The sequence below is a fragment of the Micromonospora chersina genome (assembly GCF_900091475.1).
GTDB classification, from domain to species: Bacteria; Actinomycetota; Actinomycetes; order Mycobacteriales; family Micromonosporaceae; genus Micromonospora; species Micromonospora chersina.
Window position 1 is genome coordinate 4,604,876 of the sequence record NZ_FMIB01000002.1, and the last position, 22,790, is coordinate 4,627,665.

Consider the following 22,790-nt stretch of genomic DNA (forward strand, 5'->3'; position numbering starts at 1 on the left):
CCTCACATCCGGAAGACGCCGAAGCCGTCGGCGCCCTTCACCGGTCCGCTGTGGATCGCCGACAGGCACAGCCCCAGGACGGTCCGGGTGTCCCGGGGGTCGATCACCCCGTCGTCGTAGAGCCGGCCGGAGAGGAAGAGCGCCCCGGACTGGGACTCGATCTGCTGCTCGACCATCATCCGCATGGCGGCGTCGGAGTCCTCGTCGTAGTCGCGGCCCCGGGCGGCGGCGGCCTGCCGGGCGACGATCGACAGCACCCCGGCGAGCTGCGCCGGCCCCATCACCGCGGACTTGGCGTTCGGCCAGGTGAACAGGAACCGCGGCTCGTACGCCCGGCCGCACATGCCGTAGTTGCCGGCCCCGTAGGAGGCGCCGAGGTTGACCGTCAGGTGCGGGACCGTCGAGTTCGACACCGCGTTGATCATGAGGGCGCCGTGCTTGATGATGCCGCGCTGCTCGTACTCGGTGCCGACCATGTAGCCGGTGGTGTTCTGGAGGAAGACCAGCGGGGTGTCGGCGGCGTTGGCGAGCTGGATGAACTGGGCCGCCTTCTGCGCCTCCTCGCTGAACAGCACGCCCCGGGCGTTGGCCAGCACGCCGACCGGCCAGCCGTGCAGCTCGCCCCAGCCGGTGACCAGCGCGGTGCCGTAGTTCGGCTTGAACTCGTCGAACTCGCTGCCGTCCAGGACCCGGGCCAGCACCTCGCGCGGGTCGAAGGGCACCTTGAGGTCGGCGCTGGCGATGCCCAGCAACTCCTCCGGGTCGTACTTCGGTGGCTGCGGGAAGGGGTTGCGCGGCGGCGGGCCCTGCTTGCGCCAGTTGAGCCGGCGTACGCACTGCCGGGCCAGCCGGATGCCGTCCCGCTCGTCCTCGGCCAGGAAGTCGGCCAGGCCGGACCTCGTGGCGTGCATGGTCGCCCCGCCCAGCGACTCGTCGTCGGTGACCTCGCCGGTGGCCATCTTCACCAGCGGCGGCCCGGCCAGGTAGACCTGCGACCGGTCCCGGATCATGATCGTGTAGTCGGACATGCCCGGCACGTACGCGCCGCCCGCGGTGGCGTTGCCGAAGACCACGCTGACCGTGGGGATCTTCGCCGCGGAGAGCCGGGTCAGGTCGCGGAACACGCGGCCGCCCGGGATGAAGATCTCCGCCTGGGTGGGCAGGTCCGCGCCGGCCGACTCGACCAGATTCACCATGGGCAGCCGGTTGGCCAGCGCGATCTCACCGGCCCGCCGGGTCTTGGCGAGCGCCCACGGGTTCACGGCCCCGCCGCGTACCGTCGGGTCGTTGGCGACCACCAGGCACTCCACGCCCTCGACCACCCCGATGCCGGTGACCGTGCTGGCGCCCACCGGGAAGTCGGTGCCGTACGCGGCCACCGGCGACAGCTCCAGGAAGGGGCTGTCCGGGTCCAGCAGCAGCTCGATCCGCTCCCGGGGGAGCAGCTTGCCGCGCTTGTGGTGCCGGGTCACGTACTTCTCGCCGCCGCCGGCCCGCGCCTGGTCGAGCGTCGACTCCAGCTCGGCGAGGCGTTCCAGCAGCGCCTCCCGGTTGGCGCGGTGGGCCGGCGAGGACGTGTCGATCCCGCTGTCGAGTGTGCTCACAGGCCCATGCCCTTCGCGATGATCTCGTTCATGATCTCCGTGGTGCCGCCGCCGATGCCGAGGATCCGGGCGTCCCGGTAGTGCCGTTCCACCTCGGCGTCCCGCAGGTAGCCGAAGCCGCCGTGCAGTTGCAGCGCCGCGTCGACGACGAAGTCGCAGGCCGCCACCGCGACGTTCTTCGCCATGGCCACCTCGGTCACGACCGGCTCGCCCGCGGCGACCCGCTCGGCCACGTCGTGCACGTACGCCCGGGCCGCCTCGGCGCGGGTGTGCATCTCGGCCAGCCGGTGCCGGACGAGCTGCCGGCTGGCCAGCGGGCGGCCGAAGGTGGACCGGTCCCGGCACCAGCGGGTGGCCAGCTCCACGCAGCGCTGCGCGGTGGCGTACGCCTGGGTGGCCAGCGAGAGCCGCTCGGTGGCGAACTGCTGCATGATCGCCAGGAAGCCGGTGTCCTCCGGCCCGATCCGGTTCGTCACCGGCACCCGGACGTCGACGAAGGAGAGCTCGGCGGTGTCCGAGCAGTGCCAGCCCAGCTTCTCCAGCCGCCGGCCGACGGTGAACCCGGGCGTGCCCTTCTCGATCACGAGCAGGCTCAGCGAGCCGGAGCCGGGGAAGTCGGTGCAGACGGCGGTGGTCACGAAGTCGGACCGGACACCGCTGGTGATGTAGGTCTTCGACCCGTTCACCACGTAGTGGTCGCCGTCCCGCCGGGCGCAGGTGCGGATGCCCGCCACGTCGGAGCCACCGTCCGGCTCGGTGATCGCCAGCGCGCCGATCATCGTGCCGGCGAGCGTCGGCCGCACGTACCTGTCGATGAGGCCGTCGTCGCGGGAGGCGACCATGTGCGGCAGCGCGATGCCGTGGGTGAACAGCGCGGCGATCAGCCCGGACGAGCCGCCCGAGCGGATGACCTCCTCGGTGACCAGGATCGAGTCGAGCAGGTCGCCGCCGCTGCCGCCGACCGGCTCGGGGAAGCCGACGCCGAGCAGCCCGATCTTCGCGGCGGTCTCGTGCAGCGAGCGGGGCACCTCGCCGGCCCGCTCCCAGTCGTCCAGGTAGGGCAGGACCTCCTTGGTGACGAAGGCCCGGGTCAGCTCGCGGAGCTGCCGCCGTTCGGGAGTGTCCACGATTGTCACGACGGCACCTCCGGGGTGAGGTCGGCGGGCAGGTCGACGACCCGGGAGCGGAGCAGCTCGCCGAGCGCCTTGGCCTGCGGGTCGAAGCGGGTGGAGGCGGCCACGCCCTGGCCGAGCAGCCCCCGGATCACGAAGTTGACGGCGCGCAGGTTCGGCAGCTCGTGCCGCTCGACGGTCAGCGGGCCGGTCTCCGGCAGCAGCTCGGCCAGCCGCGCGACGGTCAGCCAGCCGCGCAGCCAGGCCCAGGTCGCGTCGGTGCGGGCCCACACGCCGAGGTTGGCGTCCCCGCCCTTGTCGCCCGACCGCGCCCCGACCAGCTCGCCGAGCGGCGCCCGCCGGGTCGGGTGCAAGGAGAGGCCCCCTGTTAACGCCTCGTGTTGTACAGGGGGCCCCTGCAAACACGTGGTGGGCGGGGGCGGAATCCTGACCCGCTCGCCGGAGGGCAGCACGGCCACGTGCGCGACCGCGTCCTGCGGCACGGCGTCGGCCGTGAAGACCCCGTACGGGGTGGCGTCGCCGGGCAGGGTGGTCAGCGTGCAGCCCGGGTAGGAGGCCAGCGCCAGCTCCACGGCGGCCGCCGAGAAGGCCCGCCCGGCCCGCGCCTTGTCGCCGTCCCGCAGGTGTACGTGCAGCAGCGCGCTCGCCGCCTCGGTGTCGGTGGCGTCCGGGTGGTCGGTGCGGGCCAGCGTGAACTCCAGCCCCTCCTTGCCGACCGCCTCCTCCAACTGCCCCCGCACCAGGGCCGCCTTGGCCGGGATGTCCAGCCCGCAGAGCACGAACGTCATCGAGTTGCGGAAGCCGCCCAGGTTGTTGACGCCCACCTTGAGGGTGTCCGGCGGGGGCGTGCCCCGGACGCCGGAGACCCGCACCCGGTCCGGCCCCTCCCGGGTCAGCTCCACGGTGTCGAGCCGGGTCACCACGTCCGGCCCGAGGTACGCCGGCCCGCCCACCTCGTACAGCAGTTGGGCGGTGACCGTCTCGACGGTGACCGCGCCGCCGGTGCCGGGGTGCTTGGTGAGCACCGACGAGCCGTCCGCGTGGATCTCGGCGATGGGGAAGCCGGGGCGGTGGCCGCCGTCGGGCAGTTCGGTGAAGAAGCTGAAGTTGCCGCCGGTGACCTGCGCCCCGCACTCGATGAGGTGCCCGGCGACGGTCGCGCCGGCCAGCGCGTCGAGGTCGTCCCGGGTCCAGCCGAAGCGGGAGATGGCCGGGCCGACCGCCAGCGAGGCGTCGGTCACCCGCCCGGTGACCACCACGTCCGCCCCGGCGTCGAGGCAGGCCGCGATCCCGAACGCCCCCAGGTAGGCGTTCGCGGTCAACGCGTCCGGCCGGGCGAGGGCGTCGCCCTCGACGTACCCGATCCGGACGGTGAGGCCGAGCCGGTCGGCGAGCGCGCCGATCGCGGCGGCCAGCCCCGCCGGGTTGAGCCCGCCGGCGTTGGTGACCAGCCGGACCCCGCGCTCCAGCGCGGTGCCGAGGGTGCCCTCCAGTTGGCGCAGGAACGTCTTCGCGTAGCCGAGGGAGGGATCGCGCATCCGGTCCCGGCCGAGGATCAGCATGGTCAGCTCGGCCAGGTAGTCGCCGGTCAGCACGTCCAGTTCGCCGCCGTCGAGCATCTCCCGCCAGGCGGAGAGGCGGTCGCCGTAGAAGCCGGACGCGTTGCCGACCCGCAGCGCGGTCACCGGAGCACCTCGCTGCCCGCCGCCGCCCGCTTCCCGCCGGGCGGGCCCGCGAACGCCTGCGCCACGTCCAGCCACTCGTCGGCGACCGGTCCGGTGGCGACCAGCCCCAGGTCGGTGCGGTGCCGGCGCTGGGTCACCAGCAGGCAGAAGTCGAGTGCCGGGCCGGTGACCCGGTCGGGCGCGTCCTCCGGCCCGAAGGCCCAGGTGTCCCCGTCGGGCGCCACCAGCTCGACCCGGACCGGCGCCGTCGGCACCGCGCGGCCGTGCGCCGCGAAGCCGTGCCCGAGGGTACGGAAGCCCAGGTGCGCGACGTGCCGCAGCCGGCCCGTCGGCGTACGCCGGACGCCCAGCGCGTCGGCCACGTCCTCGCCGTGCGCCCAGGTCTCCATGAGCCGGGCGGTCGCCATCGAGGCGGGCGACATCCGGGTGCCGTACCAGGGCAGTTTCTCCCCGGCCGGCGCGGCCGCGAGCGCCGCCGCCAGCGCGGTCCGCCCCGTACGCCAGCGGACCAGCAGCGCGTCGGGCGGGGCGAGGAACGCCTCGGCGCCGTCGTCGACCAGCCGGGACGGATCCGGGGCGCCGGTGACCGAGGCGAAGAACGCCGCGGTGTCCGTCGCCGCGAGGTGGGCCACGTGGTCGGTCCACGCCAGGTGGGCGATCTGGTGGGCGACGGTCCAGCCGGGGGCCGGGGTCGGCCGCGCCCAGGCTTCCGCCGGCAGCGGCGCGACGAGGGCGTCGAGCTGCTCGGCTTCGGCGGCCAGGTCCGCGAGCAGGGCTGTCAGGTCGACCATGGAGCCTCCGGGGAGTCAGTGCGGCCGCGCGCTCCCGGGCGTGGGCGGGCCGGCGTCGGGGGTGAGCAGAGCGGCGAGCTGGCGCTTCCAGGTGTGCAGCAGGGCGGCCCGGCGGGCCGAGTCGTCGCTGAGCAGGTTGGCGACGCCGAGGCCGCGGAGCAGGTCGAGGGTGGCCTGCACCGCCTCGCGGACGCCGGGCCGCCGCTCGTCCACGCCGAGCAGTTCGACGGTGAGCCGGTGCATCTCCCGGCCCACCCGTGCTTCGAGGGGGACCAGGGCGTCGCGCAGCTCGGCGTCGGTGCGGGCGGCCACCCACAGCTCCAACGCGGCGACGAAGAGCGGCCCCGTGAAGGCGGCGGCGAGCAGGTCGACCACCCGGTCGAGCCGCCGCGGGCCGGCCGGCAGCGCGGCGGCCTCGGTGCGCAGCTCCACGGCCCGGCGTTCGGTGAGGTGCGTGACGGCGGCGGTGACCAGGGCAGCCTTGGTCGGGTAGTGGTGCAGCTGGGCGCCCCGGGAGACACCCGCCCGGGCCGCCACCACTGTCGTGGTGGTGCCGGACCAGCCGTGCTCCACCAGGCACTCGACGGTCGCCTCCAGCAGCCGGGCCTGGGTGGCGCGGCTGCGCTCCTGCTGAGGGACGCGGGTCGATGCGGTGGGCACGGGGACAGCGTGCCGCCCTCGAAACAAACAGTCAAGCCTGACTTTTTCTGAGTCGCTTTGTCGATGTTTTCAATTCAGGCACATGGATCTAGCTGTCCGTCGTGGGCAGGACTAACGTGCGGCCTCACCAGATCAAGGAGGCGTGCCGTGACTCAACCTCCCGCCCCATCCGAGACAGGTACCCAGGTCGAACGGTTCGGCTACCGGCAGGAACTGAGCCGGACCCTCAGCTTCACCGACCTGCTCATCTACGGACTGATCTTCATGGTGCCGATCGCGCCCTTCGGCATCTTCGGCAGCGTGTACGCCGGCTCCGGCGGCATGGTCGCGCTCGCCTACATCATCGGCATGGTGGCGATGATGTTCACCGCCCTGTCGTACGCGCAGATGGTCCGCGCGTTCCCCATGGCCGGCTCCGTCTACACCTACACCGGTCGCGGCATCGCACCGCCCGTCGGCTTCCTCGCCGGCTGGGTGATCCTGCTCGACTACGTCCTCGTGCCCGGCCTGCTCTACCTGGTGGCCAGCGTGGCCATGCACTCCCTCGTGCCCGGTGTGCCGGTGTGGGTGTGGCTGGCCGCCTTCGTCGTGCTCAACACCGTCGTCAACTACTTCGGCATCCGGATGACCGCCCGGGTCAACCGGGTGATGCTCGCCGCCGAGGTGGTCATCCTCGCCATCTTCCTGGTCGTCGGAGTGGTCGCGCTGGCCCGGGGCAAGGGTGCGGGCTTCTCGCTCCGGCCCCTGTTCGACGCGGACACCTTCTCCTGGCCGCTGGTCTTCGGCGCGGTGTCGATCGCCGTGCTCTCCTTCCTCGGCTTCGACGGGATCTCCATGCTGGCCGAGGAGAGCCGCGAGGAGGCCCGGCAGATCGGCCGCGCGATGGTCGGGGCGCTGCTCCTGGCCGGCGCCCTGTTCGTCGTGCAGACCTGGGTCGCCGCCCTGCTGGTGCCGGACGCGCCCAGCCTGCTCGACAACGGCGACCCCGAGGGAACCGCGTTCTACGACGCGGCGCGCGCGGCCGGCGGGGCCTGGCTGGCCGGGCTGACCGCCCTGGCCACCGCGATCGCCTGGGGCTTCGCCAACTCCCTGGTCGCCCAGGCCGCGACCTCCCGCCTGCTCTACGCGATGGCCCGCGACCGGCAGATGCCGCGCTTCCTCGCCCGGATCAACCCGAAACACAAGGTGCCGGCCAACGCGACCCTGCTGGTCGCCGCGATCTCCCTGGCGCTCGGCCTCTACATGGCCAGCCGGGACGACGGCATCTCGCTGCTGTCCACACTCGTCAACTTCGGCGCCATGACGGCGTTCCTGGCGCTGCACGTCTCCGTCGTGACCCACTACGTGGTGCGCAACGGCAGCCGGGACTGGTTGCGGCACCTGGTGGTGCCGGTGATCGGATTCCTGATCCTGCTCTACGTCGTGATCAACGCGAAGGTGGCCGCCCAGGTGCTCGGCTTCGTCTGGCTCGGCGTCGGGCTGCTGGTCCTGCTGGCCTTCTACCTGACCGGCCGGCGTCCCGAGCTCGCCGCGCTCGTCGACGTCGCCCACGAGAGCACCGACGAGCCGGTGAAGGAGCCGCACTGATGACCGACGTGGTGAAGTACCGGCCGGAGCCGGACGAGCTCTCCTACACCTTCGGCGGGCGCGAGGCGGTGCTCCGGGTGCGCCCGGGCACGATCCTCGAGCTCTACACCGAGGACTGCTTCGGCGGGCGCGTCCGCACCGTCGACGACCTGCCGTCGCAGGTCTGCCAGTTCCCGTACCTCAACCCGGTGACGGGACCCGTCCACGTCGAGGGAGCCGAGCCCGGTGACACCCTCGCCGTGCACTTCATCTCCATCGAGCCGGCCCGCGACTGGGCCGTGTCGACCACCTTCCCGCACTTCGGCGCGCTCACCAGCACCCACACCACGGCGACCCTGCAACCCCCGCTCGACGAGGTGGTCTGGCGGTACGACGTCGACGTCGCCGCGGGCACGGCGACGTACCGGGCCCGCCGGGGCGACTACACGGTGGCGCTGCCGCTGGACCCGATGCACGGCACCGCCGGGGTGGCGCCGGGCGCCTTCGAGGCCCGTATGACGATCACCCCGGACGCGCACGGCGGCAACATGGACACGCCGGAGCTGCGGGCCGGGGTCACCGCGTACTTCGGGGTGAACGTGTCGGGAGCGCTCTTCGCCCTCGGTGACGGGCACTGCCGGCAGGGCCACGGCGAGGTCTGCGGCACCGGCATCGAGGCGGCCATGAACACCACCGTCGTGGTGGACGTGATCAAGGGAGCGGGCACCCCGTGGCCGCGGCTGGAGTCGGACGACGCGCTCATGTCCACCGGCTCGGCCCGCCCGCTGGAGGACGCGTACCGGATCAGCCAGCACGACCTGGTCACCTGGACCGCCGAGCTGGTCGGGCTGGACCAGCTCGACGCGTACCAACTGGTCAGCCAGGCCGGCGAGGCGCCCGTCGGCAACGTGTGCGACACGAACTACACGATGGTGGCCAAGGTGGACAAGCGCTACCTGGGCGGGCTCGGCGGATACGGCGGGGTGCACGCCCGGCTGCGGGAGACGGCCCAGCACTACCTGAACCACCGCTGACCGGTGCCGGGACCGGCCGGGCCGCCCCCGGCCGGTCCCGCCGCCCGCGACACACAAACTTCACGATCTCGGTTCGGATGGCCGGTCAGCGGCCGTCGCGCGGGCCGAAGACGGCGAGCGCGTCCGCGTCGGAGTGGCGCGAGCGCAGGTACTCGTCGGCCCAGGCTGCGGCGTCCGGGAAGAGCGACTCGGCGGCCACCCGGGCGCACGCGGCGTCCACGTCGAAGGCGGTCCGGCGCAGTTGCACGCCCGGCCCGAGCAGCGCCCACCAGGCGCCCGCGCCGCCGTACGGCATGCCGACGCTGCCCGGGTTGACCACCAGCCGGCGGTCGACGAGCCGGGTGAACGGCATGTGGGTGTGCCCGCAGACCACAGCGCCCACCTCGGCCGGCAGCCCGGCGAAGACCTCGGCCCACCGTTCCAGCCGGGAGTCGACAAGCACCATCTCCTCGTCGTCCCGGGGGGTGGCGTGGCAGAAGAGCACCTGGCCGAGGCCGGCGACCGGCAGCGTGACGGTGGGCGGGAGCGCGGCCAACCGGACCACCTGGTCGTCGCGGAGCTGGGTCGCCGCCCAGTCGGACACCTCGATCTGCGCCGGCCGCCCGGCCCGCGCCTCGACCAGTTCCCGGTCGGCGTTGCCGCCGACCCAGCAGGCCCGGTCGCCGAGCGAGGCGAGCAGGTCGAGCACCTCGACCGGCTGCGGGCCGGCCGCGATGTCGCCGGTGAGCACGATCAGGTCGGCGGCGGCCACGTCCGGCTCGGCCAGGACGGCCTCCAGCGCCGGCAGCGCGCCGTGGATGTCGGAGAGGACAGCTACCCGCTCGATCATCGCCCCAGCCTCCGCCGTGCCGGCCGGATGGTCCAGCAATTCTGCGGCCGGCAGAGACGGAACCGGCCCGGACCGCAGAGCGGGCCGGGCCGGGACGTCGGGTGGAGGTGTCAGACCCGCGCGCGGCGGGCCAGGCGCTCCGGGTCGAGGATGATGATGCTCTTGCCGTCCAGCCGCAGCCAGCCGCGCGAGGCGAAGTCGGCCAGGGCCTTGTTGACGGTCTCCCGGGAGGCGCCGACGAGCTGGGCGATCTCCTCCTGGGTCAGGTCGTGGGTCACGCGCAGCACGCCGCCGTCGCGGGTGCCGAACCGGCCGGCCATCTGGAGCAGGTTCTTGGCGACCCGCCCGGGCACGTCGGTGAAGATCAGGTCGGCCAGCGAGTCGTTCGTCCGGCGCAGCCTGCGGGCCAGCACGCGCAGCAGCTGCTCGGCGATCTCGGGCCGGTTGTTCAGCCACGGGCGCAGCGCCTGCTTGCGCAGCCGGACCAGCCGGGTGTCGGTGACCGCCGTGGCCGTCGCCGTACGCGGGCCGGGGTCGAAGAGCGACAGCTCGCCGACCATGTCCGACGGGCCCATCACGGCGATCAGGTTCTGCCGGCCGTCCGCCGCGCGGCGACCCACCTTGATCTTGCCGGACAGGAGGATGTAGAGACTGTCGCCGGGCTCGCCCTCGTTGAAGACGACCTCGCCCTTGCGGACCTCGATCGTCTCCATCTCCTTGGCGAGCGCCTCGGCAGCCTCCGGGTCGACACCCTGGAAGATCCCGCTGCGGGCCAGTACCTCGTCCATCGCGCACCTCCGCTTGCGCGTGCCGTCCGTCGGCCGGGTCCGCCGTCCGCTGATCCCTCGCGCGCCGCCAGTCTAGGCGCACATGAGCGGGAATCAGAGGTGCACCCCTGGAATCTTGATCGTTGGGCGTAACCTGCCCGACCCGCCCAACGACTAGGATCCCGCCTCCGGTGCGGGCCGCCACCACCCGTCCCCACCTGTGATCGTAGGGTGACTGGCGTGCTGAGCGAGCCGTTCCTGACCAGCCGGCCCGAGGACGGGTCGGACATCCCGCTGCTGGTCTGGCGGGCCGAGGCGCCGCTGCTGGCGGTCGGGTCCGCCCCGCTGGGCGGCGGGATCGGCGTACGCCGGTGGGTCGTCAACGCGACAGTGCCGATGTCGTACGACCGGGACGACCCGGCCGCGCACCTGGCCGAGCTGGCCGACGGCCTCGGTCTGACCGGGCCCGGGGTCGGGCTGCTGACCGGGGTCGACGTGACCGAGGTGGTGGCCCGCGCGGACGGCGGCGTGCGGGTCTGGGCGACCGTCGGCCTCGGCACCCCGGTCTGGGCGGCCGAGCCCGAGCCCGCCGCGCCCGCCCAGCGGGTCGGCACGGTCAACATCGTCGTGCACGTCCCGGTCCGGCTCGGCGACGCCGCCCTCGTCAACGCGGTGGCCACGGCCACCGAGGCGAAGGCGCAGGCGATCTGGGAGCTGGGGTTGCCGGCCACCGGCACCCCCACCGACGCGGTCACCGTGCTGTGCCCGGCCGACGGCGAGCCGGCCCCGTACGGCGGTCCCCGCTCGGCCTGGGGCGCCCCGCTGGCCCGGGCCGTGCACGCGGCGGTCCTGGCCGGCGGCGCCGGCACGGTCGTGCCCTGGTCCGACCGGTTGGCGGGCTGAGCGTGGATCCGGCCCGCCCGGCCGATCGGGTTTTCCGACCGATCGGCCCTCGTCGCGGCATTCCCGGGACGGTAGCGTCGCGCACGATGTACGCTCCCGCCCTCTCCGTGCCTCGTCCCCGTCGCTCCGCCGCCCGGGGCGTGCGCCTCTCCGCGGCCGTCGGCGCGCTGCTCGTCGTCCTGCTCGCCGCCGGGTGCGGCGGCGAATCCGGCGACGGGCCGATCTGGCAGCCGGGCCAGGGCGGGGGGTCGACCGCCTCGGGCGGCCCCGCCGAGGCCGACCAGCCCGACGCGTCGGGCGAGCCGGCCGAGAAGTCGATCTCGCTGACCGCGACCGGTGACGTGATCATGGGTAACGCCCCGTCCCGGCTGCCGGCCAACGGCGGGAAGGGCTTCTTCGACGACGTCAAGGCCGCGCTCAAGGGCGACCTCGTGATGGGCAACCTGGAGGAGCCGCTCACCGACGACACCGGTGCCGGCAAGTGCGGCCCGCAGCCGAAGAACTGCTACCAGTTCCGGGCGCCCCCGGGCTGGGCGGCGCACCTGCGCACGGCCGGGTTCCAGCTGCTCAACCAGGCAAACAACCACGGCTACGACTACGGCCAGCAGGGCTACGAGAACACCCAGTCGGCGCTGGAGGCGCACGGGCTCAAGCACACCGGCGCGCCCGGCGAGATCACCGTGGTCGACGTCAAGGGCATCAAGGTCGCGGTGGCCGGCTTCTCGTCGTACCCCTGGTCGAACAGCCTCATCGACATCGACGCGGCGAAGCAGGTCATCACCATGGCCAAGGGGATGGCCGACCTGGTCGTGGTGCAGGTGCACATGGGCGCCGAGGGCGCCGACCGGTCCCACGTGAAGCCGGGAACCGAGATGTACGTCGGGGAGAACCGCGGCGACCCCGTCCGCTTCTCGCACGCGGTGATCGACGCGGGCGCCGACCTGGTGATCGGGCACGGCCCGCACGTGCTGCGCGGCATGGAGTTCTACAAGGGGCGGCTGATCGCCTACAGCCTGGGCAACTTCGCCGGGGGCGGGAAGTCGCTGAACAGCGCGGGCCGGCTCGGCTGGGGCGGCGTGCTGAAGGTGTCGCTGACCGCGGAGGGGCGCTTCGTCGGGGGCGAGTTCACCTCGACCGCGATGAACAGCGTGGGCCGGCCGGCCATCGACCGGCAGGACCGCGGCCTCGGGCTGGTCCGCGAGGTGACCCGGGCCGACTTCCCGCAGTCCGGCGCGCGACTCGACGCGACCGGCAAGATCAGCGCTCCGGCGGGTGGCTGAGGCGCACCGCCGCCCGCGTGGGCCCCGCCGGGACGTCACCCCCGCGACGTAGGCTGGCCGGCGTGACCACGCGCCTCCCCGAGACCGACCTCGGCCGCACGCGTCGCGCCCGCCGGATCGGCCGGGTGCTGACCGAGACGCACCCCGACGCGCACTGTGAACTCGACCACTCCAACGCGCTGGAGCTGTCCGTCGCCACGATCCTGTCGGCCCAGTGCACGGACAAGAAGGTCAACGAGGTCACCCCGAAGCTGTTCGCCCGCTACCGCAGCGCGGCCGACTACGCCGGGGCCGACCGCGCCGAGCTGGAGGAGCTGATCCGGCCCACCGGGTTCTACCGGAACAAGACCAGCTCACTGATCAACCTGGGCCGCGCCCTCTGTGAGCGCTACGACGGCGAGGTCCCCGGCCGGCTCGCCGACCTGGTCACCCTGCCGGGGATCGGGCGCAAGACCGCCAACGTGATCCTCGGCAACGCCTTCGACGTCCCCGGCATCACCGTCGACACCCACTTCCAGCGGCTCGTGCAGCGGTGGGGGCTGACCACCGAGACCGACCCGGTCAAGATCGAGCACGCGATCGGCGCCCTCTACCCGAAGCGCGACTGGACGATGCTGTCGCACCGGATCATCTTCCACGGCCGGCGGGTCTGCCACGCCCGCAAGCCGGCCTGCGGGGCCTGCACGCTGGCGAAGCTCTGCCCGTCGTACGGCACGGGGCCGACCGAGCCGGTGGCCGCGGCCAAGCTGCTCAAGGGTCCCCGCGCGCGGGACCTGGCGGTGGCCGTCGGCCTCGACCCCGACCTGGTGCCGCAGCAGGCCGTCGCGGCGGAGGTGCCGTGACCCGCCGGCTCGCGTACCTGCTCGTCCCGCTGCTGCTCGCGGTGGCCGGCTGCACCGGCACCACCGAGGAACCGGCGGGCCCGGCCCCGGCCACCCGGGCCGAGCGCCCCTCGCCGTTCGAAGACTGCGCCCCGTTGACCGCCGCGCCGCCGTCCGGCGCGGCCCCGTCGGGCGCATCCGGTGACCCCCTGCCCGACCTGGCCCTCTCCTGCTTCACCGGCGGCGCCCCGGTGAACGTGCGCGACATCAAGGGCCCGGCCGTGATCAACGTGTGGGCGTCCTGGTGCCCGCCGTGCCGCAAGGAGCTGCCCGCCTTCCAGCGGCTCAGCGAGCGGGCCGGCGGCCGGTTCCAGGTGATCGGGGTCAACAGCCGGGACAGCCGCGGCGGCGCGCAGTCCATCGGCGAGGACTTCGGCGTCCGGTTCCCCATGCTTGTCGACCAGGGGGACGCGTTCGAGCGGGCGCTCGGCCGCAACGCCTTCCCGCTGACCGTCCTGGTCGACGCCGACGGGCGGATCCGGCACACCGACTCGACCGGAGCGCTCGACGACGCCCGCCTCACCGAGCTGGTCCGCACCCACCTCGGGGTGCGGCTGTGACCCGACCGCCCGGCTGGCTCGACCCGCTGCTCGACCGCCTCGGCACCGCGCGGGCCGAGGACTTCACCCGGCTCACCACCCCGGAGAGCGGCGGCCGGGAGAGCGCCGTGCTGGTGCTGCTCGGCGAGGAGCCGGGCACCGGCCCGGACGTGCTGGTCCTCCAGCGGGCCGCCACGCTGCGCAACCACGCCGGGCAGCCGGCCTTCCCCGGCGGCGCGGCCGACCCGGAGGACGCCGACGCCAGCGCCACCGCGCTGCGCGAGGCGAACGAGGAGGTCGACCTCGACCCGGCCAGCGTCACCGTGCTGGCCGAGCTGCCCAAGCTGTGGATCCCGGTCAGCGACTTCCTGGTCACCCCGGTGCTCGCCTGGTGGCACGACCCGCACCCGGTGCACCCCCGCGAGCCCGCCGAGGTCGCGCACGTCGCCCGGCTGCCGATCGCCGAGCTGGTCGACCCGGAGAACCGCATGCGGGTACGCCACCCGAGCGGCTGGATAGGCCCGGCCTTCTCGGTGCGGGGCATGCTCGTCTGGGGCTTCACCGCCGGGGTGTTGAACACGCTGCTGGAGATGGGTGGGTGGGCCCGTCCGTGGCCGCGTTCCCGGGTGGTGGAGCTGCCGCCGACCGGCGCCGCCCCGGCCCCCTCGGCGGGCACCGACGCGGTCGACGAGAGCCCGGTCCGCTGAACCGACCGGGATCACCGGCGCGGATCTGAAGGTCACGTTCAGCGAGCGGTCAGCCTGTTCCGGGCACCGTGCCCGTACCCTGGGGGCGTGTCCGCCGTGGATCTCGTACTGCTCCTGCTCATGCTCGTGTTCGCGATCAGCGGATACCGTCAGGGCTTCGTCATCGGGGCGCTGTCGTTCTCCGGCTTCTTCCTGGGCGCCCTGCTCGGCCTCCAGGTCGGGCCGCTGGTCGCCCGGCAGTTCGCCGACAGCGGCACCCGCGTGCTGATCTCCCTGGTGGCGATCTTCGGGCTGGCCGTGCTGGGGCAGGCTCTGGCCGGCTGGCTCGGCTCCAACCTGCGGGCCGCGATCACCGGGCCGTTCGGGCGGAAGGTCGACGACGCCGGCGGCGCGGTCATCTCGGTGTTCGCCGTCATGCTGGTGGCGTGGCTGGTGGCCGTGCCGCTGGGCTCCTCGTCGGTGCCCTGGCTGGCCTCCTCGGTGCGCAACAGCGCGCTGCTGACAGTTGTCGACCGGGTGCTGCCGGACAAGGCGCAGGAGCTGTCCACGGCGCTGCGCGACACTGTCGACACCAACGGCTTCCCGGACGTCTTCGGCGACCTCGCGCCGACCCGGGCCCGGCAGGTCTCCCCGCCCGACCCGGCGCTCGCCAACTCCCAGGTGGTGAAGAACAGCCAGCGGTCGGTGGTGAAGGTGCTGGGCTCCGCCCCGAGTTGCGCCCGCCGCATCGAGGGCTCCGGCTTCGTGTACGCCGACGACCGGGTGATGACCAACGCGCACGTGGTGGCGGGCACCCGGTCGGTGGCGGTGGAACTGCGCGGCGAGCGCTACGACGGCGAGGTCGTCGTCTACGACCCGGCGCGGGACCTGGCTGTCCTGCACGTGCCGGGGCTGCCCGGGCCGTCGCTGCGCTTCGCCGCCGGGGAGGCCGGCAGCGGGGCCGACGCCATCGTGCTGGGCTTCCCCCTCGACGGCCCGTACGACGCCCGCCCGGCCCGCATCCGCGACGTCGACCGGATCACCGGGCCGGACATCTACTCGTCCGGCGACGTGACCCGGGAGATCTACACGATCCGGGCGCTGGTCCGCAGCGGCAACTCGGGCGGCCCGCTGGTCTCCTCGAACGGGCTGGTCCTCGGCGTGATCTTCGCGGCCGCCGCGGACGACCCGAACACCGGCTTCGCGGTGACCGCCGCCGAGGCGCGGTCGGTGGCGCTGGCCGGCGCGGAGCGTACCCGTGGGGTGGCCACCGGCGAGTGCACCTGAGCCGGCGGCGGCCGACGGCGGTCAGCCGGCCGCGGCGCCCGCCGGCTTCACGTCGTCGCCGGAGCGGCCCAGCGGCAGCTTGGCCCGACCCCAGGTGAGCGTGCGGTCGAGCACCGCCCGCGCCATGATCGCCACGCACACGCCGCCGTTGAGGAAGGACGCCGCCACGTCGCTGGGGTGGTGCATGCCCCGGTACATGCGGGTGAGCGCGACCCCGACCGGCACCAGCACCAGGAGCGTCCACCAGGTGACCTTGGCCGGGGTGCTCCGCGCCCGCAGAGCGAGCAGCACGGCGATGCCGACGTAGAGCGCCATGGCGGCGGACGTGTGCCCGGACGGGAAGCTGGAGGTCGGCGGCGAGCTGTCCATGTGCTCGACGGCGGGGCGTCGGCGGTCGATGGCCATCGTCGTGAAGAGGAAGATCAGCGCCTGCGCGCTCACCGCCGCGCAGAGGAAGATCGGCTCCCGCCAGCGGTGCAGGACCAGCCGCAGCACCAGCGCCACCAGCACGGTCACCACGACGATCAGCTGGGTGCTGGCCAGCGTGCTGAACACCAGCGAGACGTCGTTCCAGCCCGCGGTCCGGTGGGCGGCCAACTCGCGGTTGACGGTGTCCTCCACGGTGAACGGCCAGGTCTTCGCGAGCACCCGGGTGACCAGGAGACCCAGCGCGACCATGACGGAGAAGAGCAGGGCCACCGGCAGCAGGACCCGCCGGGCGATCTGGACCGCGACATCGGACATGAGCGGCCCTTTACCCCGGCGGGTGCCGGACTACGCGTGGCGGCCGTCCGGCCCCGGCTCGGCCAGCTCCGGCTCGACCCCTTCCCGCGTGGTACGCGCCGGCCGCCGTCCGACCCGGGTCCGCCAGGTGGAGAAGGCGGCCGAGGTCGCGGCGACCACCGCCACGCCGAGCAGCCAGCCGCCGACCACGTCGCTGGTCCAGTGCACGCCCAGCGCGATCCGGCTGAGCCCGGTCACCACGGCGATCAGCACCGCCGCCGCCCAGAGCGCGCCGCGCAGCGCCCGGCTGTGCCGGGCGAACGGCAGGAAGACCAGCAGCAGCACCCCGGCGGCCAGGGTGGCGTTCAGCGCGTGGCCGGACGGGAAGGAGTAGCCGGCCGCCCGCGCCACCGGGTCGAGCAGGTCCGGCCGGTGCCGGCCCACCAGCAGCTTGAGCAGCGCGCCGAGCAGCCCGCCGACGGTCATGGTGGTGACCACCCAGAGGGCCAGCCGGGGCGCGCCGCGCACCAGCAACCAGACCACCACCGCCGCGGCGGCCACCCGGAGCGGGCCGGGCCCGAAGACGTGGGTCCACACCTCCATGAGCCGGACCCAGGCCGGGTGGTCGACGGCGTACCCGTGCAGGGCGTCGGTGATCGAGGCGTCCAGCCGGGACAGCGGCGACCAGGCGCCCAGCACCAGCAGCGCGAGCAGGGCGAACGGCACCAGCACCAGGAAGGCGGCGGTGGCGGCCAGGGTCAGCCGGAGCCCCAGCGATCGGTCCCGGTCGAGGCGGCGGCGCCGCCAGGACCGCTCCTGCGGGGAGATCAGGTCGCCGGAGGTGTTCATGCGCTGTTCACTACCCAGGGTGGGGCCCGGTCAGACGGGCGTTCCCGCTCGGCGCGTCGTCGCCGCGCCGCGACCCGGAGCCGTCGCCGTCAGCGGCGGGACTGCCGGAACCGGCGGACCATCAGGGCGGCACCGGTGACCAGGGCGACGAACAGGGCCAGGCCGGTCCACAGCCGCTCCGGCGCCGAGTCGTCGGTCTGGCCGGCCGGGCGGGCCGACCACCGGGCCTGCTGGTTCGGGTTGTAGCCGAACGGGTCGCCGCCCTGCCCGGCCGCGGCGGCCCGGGTGTCCCGGCCCGCGCCGGGCGCCGGCCCGAAGCCCACCACGCCCGGCGAGTCGTTGTCGTCGAGCGGGTTGCGGCCGACCGACGGCACGTCGGTGGTGAGCGCGGCCACCGGGTCGACCAGGCCGAAGCCGAACCGGTCGTCGCGCCCGGTCGGGCCGAGGTCTCGGGCCGTGGTGATCAGCCGGTTGACCACGTCCCCGGCGGAGAGCTGCGGATAGCGGGACCGGACCAGCGCCGCCGTCGCGGCGACAAGCGGGGCCGCGAAGCTGGTGCCCTGCACCCGCCAGTAGCCGCCGTTGGTGCGGGCGCCGTAGAGCGCGGTGGCCGGTGCCGTGAGCACCGTCTCGTGGCCGGTGATCGAGCCGGACCAGAGGTTCTGGCTGTTGCGGTCCAGGCCGGCGACCGCCAGCACGCCCGGCTCACGGGCCGGGTACCAGACCTTCGGGCTGTTCGACGTGGCCAGGTTGCCGGTGCAGGCGACCACCACGACGTCCCGGGCGAAGGCGTAGTCGAGGGCCGCGGCCAGGGCCGGGCTGTCCCCGCCGCCGCCCAGCGACAGGTTGATCACGCGGGCGCCGTTGTCGACCGCCCAGCGCACCCCCTTGGCGACGATCATGGCGTCGTCGTACCGGTTCTCGTCGTCCAGCACGCGGACCGGGAGGATCCGCGCGTCCGGCGCCAGCCCCACCACGCCGCGGTCGTCGTCGGCCCGCCCGGCGATCAGCCCGGCCACCGTGGTGCCGTGGCCGACCGGGTCCGGCCCGTCCGAGCCGTCCGGCGTGACCAGGTCGAGGCCGGGGAGCACCTGGCCGGCCAGGTCGGGATGGGTGCCGTCCACTCCGGAATCGATCACCGCGACCACCACGCCGCGGCCGGTCGACGTGCGCCAGGCGGTCCTCGCGCGCAACTCCTCGAGCTGCCACTGCTCCTCGCGGACCTGGTCCACCCGGGGCAGCGTGCCCACCGGGGCGAGCCGGGGGGTCGCGACGGGCGGGGCCGGGGCGGCGTGCGCGGGCGGGGCCGGCGGACCGGCCACGGCGGCCAGGACCGCCGCCGCACCGAGCAGCACGCGTCCGGCGAGACGCCGGGGCGGCGCGGTGGAACCCCCCTGCCGATCCCTGGTCACATTCCCCAGCCATTCATCGCGTCAGACACATGCCGCTCGGAGATTACCGGTTTTCCCGCGTGTCACGGTGCAACTCGGTGAGACCCGTCAGCCGGGCGGCAGGTGCGCCAGCTGGACCAGGCGTACGCCCTCGCGCCGGGTGACCAGGCGACCGCGGCCCGCTGGCAGCGGACCGGCCTTCACCTGACCGACGAGCGGCCCCTCCTCCGGGCCGCCCGACATGACCAGCCCGGCCGTGGACAGCTCCCGCAGCCGCTGGATGATCGGCTCGTACGAGGTCCGGCCGGCGCCTCCGGAGCGGCGGGCCAGCACGAGGTGCAGCCCCACGTCCCGCGCGTGCGGCAGGTGCTCCTCCAGCGCCCGCAACGGGTTGGTCGGCCCGCCGGCCACCAGGTCGTAGTCGTCCACCAGCACGAACAGCTCCGGCCCAACCCACCACGATCGGTCGCGCAGCTCGGCCGGTGTCACCTGCGGCCCGGGCAGCCGCCCCTGGAGGTAGCCGGCCGCCGACTCGATCAGCTCGGTCGTGTGCGGCGCGGCGGTCCCGTACCCGATGAGGTGCGCCGACTCGATAGTGCCCATCAGGCTGCGCCGGTAGTCCACGAGGATGACCCGGGCCTGCTCCGGGGTGAACCGGTGGACGATCGAGGTGGCCAGCGCGCGCAGGAACGAGGACTTGCCGCACTCGGCGTCGCCGAAGACCACGAAGTTCGGCTCGGTGGCGAAGTCCAGCACCACCGGGCGCAGGTCCGCCTCGGCCACCCCGATGGCGAAGGCCAGCCCGCTGGTCGCGGTCTGGTCCAGCTCGGCGTACGGCAGCACCGGCGGCAGCAGCCGCACCCGGGGCGCGGCCGGCCCGGCCCAGGCCCCGGCGACCGCCTTCACCAGGTCACCCGTCTCGGCGCCCAGGCCGGCCACCCGGGGCGCGGCGGCGAGGAAGTGCAGGCCGCCCGCGGTGATCCCGCGCCCCGGCCGCTCCTCGGGCACGGTCGCCGCCAGCGCGCGCTTGACCACCACCGAGTCGGCCGGGTCGCCGAGGCGCAGCTCCAGCCGGGAGCCGAAGAGGTCGCGGATCGCCGGCCGGAAGTCCGACCAGCGCAGCGCGCTGGCCACCACGTGCACCCCGTACGCCAGGCCCCGGGTGGCCAGCTCGGTGACCAGCGGCTCCAGGTCCTCGTACTCGCCGCGGAGGGTGTTCCAGCCGTCGACCACCAGGAACACGTCGCCGAACGGGTCGGTGCCGGGCCGGCCGCCGGCCGTCGCCGTGGCCCGCCGCCGGCGCCAGGCCGCCATCGACTCCACGCCCGCCTCGGTGAACCGCCGCTCCCGCTCGGCCAGCAGGGTGACCATCTCGCCGACCGTCCGGCGTACCGCGGTGTCGTCGGCCCGCCCGCTGACCCCGCCGACGTGCGGCAGGTCGCGCAGCGCGCCGAGCGACCCGCCGCCGAAGTCCAGGCAGTAGACCTGCACCTCGGCCGGGGTGTGGGTGAGCGCCAGCGCGCAGACCAGGGTGCGGAGCAGGGTGGACCGGCCGCTGCGGGTGGTGCCGACCACGGCGACGTGCCCGGCCGCCCCGTCAAGGGCCAGCCAGAGCAGGTCGCGGCGCTGCTCGAACGGCTTGTCCACCACGGCCACCGGCACCTGGAGGGCGCCGTGCAGCTCCGGGTTGCCCACGGTGAGCCCGCGGGCCGGGTCGGCGCCGACCGGGCCGAGCAGTTCGTCGAGGCAGGGCGAGGCGTCCAGCGGGGGCAGCCACACCTGGTGCGCCGGCGGACCCTGCCCGGCCAGCCGCCCCACGAGCAGGTCGAGCAGGGTCTCGCCGGTCTCCTCCTCGGCGGTGAGGGCGGCCGGGGTGGCCGGCTCGGGCGCCGGCACCAGGTGGGTGGAGAAGGCGAGCAGCCGTGCGCTTCCGGCGCCGGCCGCGCCCGCCGGGCCTTCGCGGCGGTGCACCGCGCCGGAGACGTACGCGGCCTTGAACCGGACCAGCGGGTCGGTGCCCGAGCGCAGGTAGCCGTGCCCCGGACTGCGCGGCAGCTCGTGCGCGTCCGGCACCCCGAGCACCGTCCGGGACTCCAGCGCCGAGAAGGTCCGCAACCCGATCCGGTACGACAGGTGCGTGTCCAGCCCGCGCAGCCGGCCCTCCTCCAGCCGCTGCGAGGCGAGCAGGAGGTGCACGCCGAGCGACCGGCCCAGCCGGCCGATCTGCACGAAGAGGTCGATGAAGTCGGGCTTGGCGGAGAGCAGCTCGGAGAACTCGTCGCAGATGAGCAGCAGCGACGGCAGCGGGGCGAGCGGGGTGCCGGCCGCCCGGGCCCGCTCGTAGTCGCGTACGCCCGCGAAGTTGCCGGCCCGGCGCAGCAGCTCCTGGCGGCGCATCAGCTCGCCGTTGATGGCGTCGACCATCCGGTCGACCAGGGGCAGCGCGTCGGCCAGGTTGGTGATCACCGCGGCGGTGTGCGGCAGCCGCTCGAAGGGCGCGAAGGTGGCGCCGCCCTTGAAATCGACGAGCACGAAGTTGAGCTGCTCCGAGCTGTGCGTGGCGGCCAGCCCGAGCACCAGCGTGCGGAGCAGCTCCGACTTGCCCGAGCCGGTGGCGCCGATGAGCAGCCCGTGCGGGCCCATCCCGTCCTGCGCCGACTCCTTGAGGTCCAGCTCGATGGCCCCGCCGTCGGCGCCCACCCCGATCGGCACCCGGAGCCGGTCCCGGGCGGCCCGGGGCGTCCAGCCGTGCTCGGCGGCGAAGTTCTCCGGGTCGCCGAGACCGAGCAGCTCGGGCAGGCCCGGCTCGGCGCCGGGCGGGGCGTCCGGTCCGCGTGCTGTGCCGGCCAGCCGCAGCGGTGCGAGCCGGCGGGCGACCGCCTCGGCGTCGGCCGCCTCCAGGGCGTCGGCCGCGCCCACCTCGGCGTGCCCCTCGGCGGAGTGCGAGTGCAGCCGGCCGTCGACCAGGTCGAGCAGGAGGGCGTACCGGTCGAGCAGGCGGGGCGGCGGGGTGTCCAGGTCGAGGACGGTGACCGCGTCGATCCCGCCGTCGCCGGCCAGGTCGGCGGCCCCCGTCAGGTCACCGCCGTCGAGCACCACCACCACGTGCGGCCCGTCGGTGGCCGGGCCGGCCGGGCTGAACCGGGACCGGCTGCCCAGCACGTCGTCGAGGAGCCGTTCCAGCTCGGCGGCGGAGCTGGTGACCAGCCGGACCGGGCCGAGCGCGTCGGTGCGCCCCGGGTGGTGGGCGTGCGGCAGCCACTTGACCCACTCCCACCGCGCCCGCCGTTCCGGCCCGGCGCACACCGCGATCAGCAGCTCGTCGGGGGCGTGGAAGACGGCGAGCTGGATGAGCACGGCCCGGGTCAGCGCCTGGGCGTCCGGCGAGCCCGTTCCACCGACGGCTCCAGGTCGCTGCGCGGCGTCAGACGCGCCGAGCTGGAGTTGTCGCACGGCGGGTCCGCGCACGAAGACCCGGGCGAAGCTGCGCAGCGAGAGCGCCACCGGCAGGTCCGGCACCACCGAGTACGCGTCCAGGAAGCGCCGCAGCGCCCCGGCGGTCATCGGCTCCAGCTCGTCCAGCGGCCGGGTGACCGGCGGCAGCAGCGGGGTGGCCAGCGTCTGCGGCCCGACGCCGACCCGGACCACGGCGAAGTCGGGGTCGGCCGGCCGGCGTTCCCAGACCCGGTGGCTGTCCACGGTCGACCAGAGCCGCCCCGGGTCGGGGTGCCGGTAGTAGAGCCCGGCCCGCTGCGCCCCGGCGGTCTCCCGGACCCGGCGGCGCAGCGCGGCCAGGTGCCGCAGGTACTCCCGACGGGCGGCCATCATCTCCGACTTCTTCGGGCCGGCGCTGCCCCAGGAGGTCACCAGCATCGCCACCGAGGAGAGCCCGAACATGCCGCCCACCACGTACGAGTAGGCCCCGCCGCCCCGGCCGAACATCATGGCCATGGCCACCGTCCCGCCGAGCATCGGCAGCACCATCAGCGCCTGCTGCCAGCGCCCGCCGGCCACCGCGGGGATCTCCGGCGGCGCCTCCACGGTCAGCTCGCCGGCCGGGATCTCCGGCGCCGGGCGGCGTGGCGGCCGCTTGATGACGACAGTGGACACAGAGCCTCCCCATGGCTCTCGGTAACCCGAGCCTGGCTCATCGTAGGTAAAGTCCACTCGTCCGTCAGCCAC

19 protein-coding genes are annotated in these 22,790 nt (G+C 74.4%); 8 read left to right on the forward strand and 11 right to left on the reverse strand.

The features are described 5' to 3' along the window. Positions 1-2: 2 nt before the first annotated feature. The 5 genes from GA0070603_RS21400 to GA0070603_RS21420 are packed head-to-tail and all read right to left on the reverse strand — an operon-like array spanning position 3 to position 5,873. Positions 3-1,604 carry an acyl-CoA carboxylase subunit beta gene (locus GA0070603_RS21400; protein ID WP_091316951.1) on the reverse strand — a complete coding sequence of 534 codons (1,602 nt, stop codon included), beginning with the start codon at positions 1,602-1,604 and terminating at the stop codon, positions 3-5. Next, positions 1,601-2,740: an acyl-CoA dehydrogenase family protein gene (locus GA0070603_RS21405; protein ID WP_091316953.1), complete on the reverse strand. Its 1,140-nt coding sequence runs from the start codon at positions 2,738-2,740 to the stop codon at positions 1,601-1,603. The genes GA0070603_RS21400 and GA0070603_RS21405 overlap by 4 nt, the downstream gene beginning before the upstream one ends. Further along, complete coding sequence (locus GA0070603_RS21410) at positions 2,737-4,422, reverse strand: acyclic terpene utilization AtuA family protein (protein ID WP_091316956.1); 1,686 nt, start codon at positions 4,420-4,422, stop codon at positions 2,737-2,739. The genes GA0070603_RS21405 and GA0070603_RS21410 overlap by 4 nt, the downstream gene beginning before the upstream one ends. Continuing rightward, positions 4,419-5,213, reverse strand: coding sequence for a TIGR03084 family metal-binding protein (locus tag GA0070603_RS21415; RefSeq protein ID WP_091316958.1), 795 nt, complete (start codon positions 5,211-5,213; stop codon positions 4,419-4,421). The genes GA0070603_RS21410 and GA0070603_RS21415 overlap by 4 nt, the downstream gene beginning before the upstream one ends. A 15-nt stretch (positions 5,214-5,228) precedes the next feature. Continuing rightward, the gene (locus GA0070603_RS21420) at positions 5,229-5,873 is read right to left on the reverse strand and encodes a TetR/AcrR family transcriptional regulator (protein ID WP_091316961.1); all 645 of its coding nucleotides are present in this window, start codon (positions 5,871-5,873) and stop codon (positions 5,229-5,231) included. A gap of 147 nt (positions 5,874-6,020) precedes the next feature. On the opposite strand from GA0070603_RS21420, the gene GA0070603_RS21425 reads away from it, so the two are divergent. Beyond that, complete coding sequence (locus GA0070603_RS21425) at positions 6,021-7,460, forward strand: APC family permease (protein ID WP_244282580.1); 1,440 nt, start codon at positions 6,021-6,023, stop codon at positions 7,458-7,460. After that, a complete protein-coding gene (locus tag GA0070603_RS21430; RefSeq protein ID WP_091316966.1) occupies positions 7,460-8,473 on the forward strand; it encodes an acetamidase/formamidase family protein in 1,014 nt (337 codons plus the stop codon). Before GA0070603_RS21425 ends, GA0070603_RS21430 begins: the two co-directional genes overlap by 1 nt. A gap of 85 nt (positions 8,474-8,558) precedes the next feature. On the opposite strand, the gene GA0070603_RS21435 is transcribed toward GA0070603_RS21430, so the two are convergent. Together GA0070603_RS21435 and GA0070603_RS21440 are read right to left on the reverse strand one after the other, a co-directional pair. Next, on the reverse strand, positions 8,559-9,302 hold the full coding sequence (locus GA0070603_RS21435) for a metallophosphoesterase family protein (RefSeq protein ID WP_091316968.1): 744 nt from the start codon (positions 9,300-9,302) through the stop codon (positions 8,559-8,561). A gap of 110 nt (positions 9,303-9,412) precedes the next feature. Further along, entirely contained in the window at positions 9,413-10,090 is a 678-nt protein-coding gene (locus GA0070603_RS21440) for a Crp/Fnr family transcriptional regulator (RefSeq protein WP_007073398.1), read from the reverse strand. Positions 10,091-10,309: 219 nt separating this feature from the next. Between GA0070603_RS21440 and GA0070603_RS21445 the strand changes: the two genes are divergently transcribed. From GA0070603_RS21445 to GA0070603_RS21470, 6 genes are all read left to right on the forward strand, one after another. Continuing rightward, the gene (locus tag GA0070603_RS21445) at positions 10,310-10,972 is read left to right on the forward strand and encodes an adenosylcobinamide amidohydrolase (protein ID WP_091316971.1); all 663 of its coding nucleotides are present in this window, start codon (positions 10,310-10,312) and stop codon (positions 10,970-10,972) included. Between the two features lie 86 nt (positions 10,973-11,058). Beyond that, positions 11,059-12,252 carry a CapA family protein gene (locus tag GA0070603_RS21450; RefSeq protein WP_091316974.1) on the forward strand — a complete coding sequence of 398 codons (1,194 nt, stop codon included), beginning with the start codon at positions 11,059-11,061 and terminating at the stop codon, positions 12,250-12,252. Between the two features lie 62 nt (positions 12,253-12,314). Next, the gene (gene nth / locus GA0070603_RS21455) at positions 12,315-13,094 is read left to right on the forward strand and encodes an endonuclease III (protein ID WP_091316977.1); all 780 of its coding nucleotides are present in this window, start codon (positions 12,315-12,317) and stop codon (positions 13,092-13,094) included. Next, the gene (locus tag GA0070603_RS21460) at positions 13,091-13,693 is read left to right on the forward strand and encodes a TlpA family protein disulfide reductase (RefSeq protein ID WP_091316980.1); all 603 of its coding nucleotides are present in this window, start codon (positions 13,091-13,093) and stop codon (positions 13,691-13,693) included. The genes nth and GA0070603_RS21460 overlap by 4 nt, the downstream gene beginning before the upstream one ends. Then, positions 13,690-14,379, forward strand: coding sequence for an NUDIX hydrolase (locus GA0070603_RS21465; RefSeq protein ID WP_091316982.1), 690 nt, complete (start codon positions 13,690-13,692; stop codon positions 14,377-14,379). Before GA0070603_RS21460 ends, GA0070603_RS21465 begins: the two co-directional genes overlap by 4 nt. Positions 14,380-14,466: 87 nt before the next feature. Beyond that, the gene (locus GA0070603_RS21470; protein WP_091316984.1) at positions 14,467-15,645 is read left to right on the forward strand and encodes a MarP family serine protease; all 1,179 of its coding nucleotides are present in this window, start codon (positions 14,467-14,469) and stop codon (positions 15,643-15,645) included. Between the two features lie 21 nt (positions 15,646-15,666). Here GA0070603_RS21470 and GA0070603_RS21475 read toward each other — a convergent pair whose 3' ends face one another. The 4 genes from GA0070603_RS21475 to eccCa form a co-directional block, all read right to left on the reverse strand. Continuing rightward, complete coding sequence (locus GA0070603_RS21475; RefSeq protein ID WP_091316987.1) at positions 15,667-16,389, reverse strand: phosphatase PAP2 family protein; 723 nt, start codon at positions 16,387-16,389, stop codon at positions 15,667-15,669. A gap of 30 nt (positions 16,390-16,419) precedes the next feature. Continuing rightward, positions 16,420-17,217 carry a phosphatase PAP2 family protein gene (locus GA0070603_RS21480; protein WP_091316990.1) on the reverse strand — a complete coding sequence of 266 codons (798 nt, stop codon included), beginning with the start codon at positions 17,215-17,217 and terminating at the stop codon, positions 16,420-16,422. Positions 17,218-17,306: 89 nt separating this feature from the next. Beyond that, on the reverse strand, positions 17,307-18,629 hold the full coding sequence (mycP, locus tag GA0070603_RS21485; protein WP_091316991.1) for a type VII secretion-associated serine protease mycosin: 1,323 nt from the start codon (positions 18,627-18,629) through the stop codon (positions 17,307-17,309). Positions 18,630-18,716: 87 nt separating this feature from the next. Continuing rightward, positions 18,717-22,718, reverse strand: a complete 4,002-nt coding sequence (gene eccCa, locus GA0070603_RS21490) for a type VII secretion protein EccCa (RefSeq protein ID WP_091316994.1) — start codon at positions 22,716-22,718, stop codon at positions 18,717-18,719. Between the last annotated feature and the right edge of the window lie 72 nt (positions 22,719-22,790).

Excerpts from the sequence above, each read along its gene's own strand:
- GA0070603_RS21415 (WP_091316958.1), bottom strand. The coding sequence starts at position 5,213 with ATGGTCGACCTGACAGCCCTGCTCGCGGACCTGGCCGCCGAAGCCGAG.
- GA0070603_RS21430 (WP_091316966.1), top strand. The coding sequence starts at position 7,460 with ATGACCGACGTGGTGAAGTACCGGCCGGAGCCGGACGAGCTCTCCTAC.
- GA0070603_RS21435 (WP_091316968.1), bottom strand. The coding sequence starts at position 9,302 with ATGATCGAGCGGGTAGCTGTCCTCTCCGACATCCACGGCGCGCTGCCG.
- GA0070603_RS21440 (WP_007073398.1), bottom strand. The coding sequence starts at position 10,090 with ATGGACGAGGTACTGGCCCGCAGCGGGATCTTCCAGGGTGTCGACCCG.
- GA0070603_RS21450 (WP_091316974.1), top strand. The coding sequence starts at position 11,059 with ATGTACGCTCCCGCCCTCTCCGTGCCTCGTCCCCGTCGCTCCGCCGCC.
- GA0070603_RS21475 (WP_091316987.1), bottom strand. The coding sequence starts at position 16,389 with ATGTCCGATGTCGCGGTCCAGATCGCCCGGCGGGTCCTGCTGCCGGTG.
- GA0070603_RS21480 (WP_091316990.1), bottom strand. The coding sequence starts at position 17,217 with ATGAACACCTCCGGCGACCTGATCTCCCCGCAGGAGCGGTCCTGGCGG.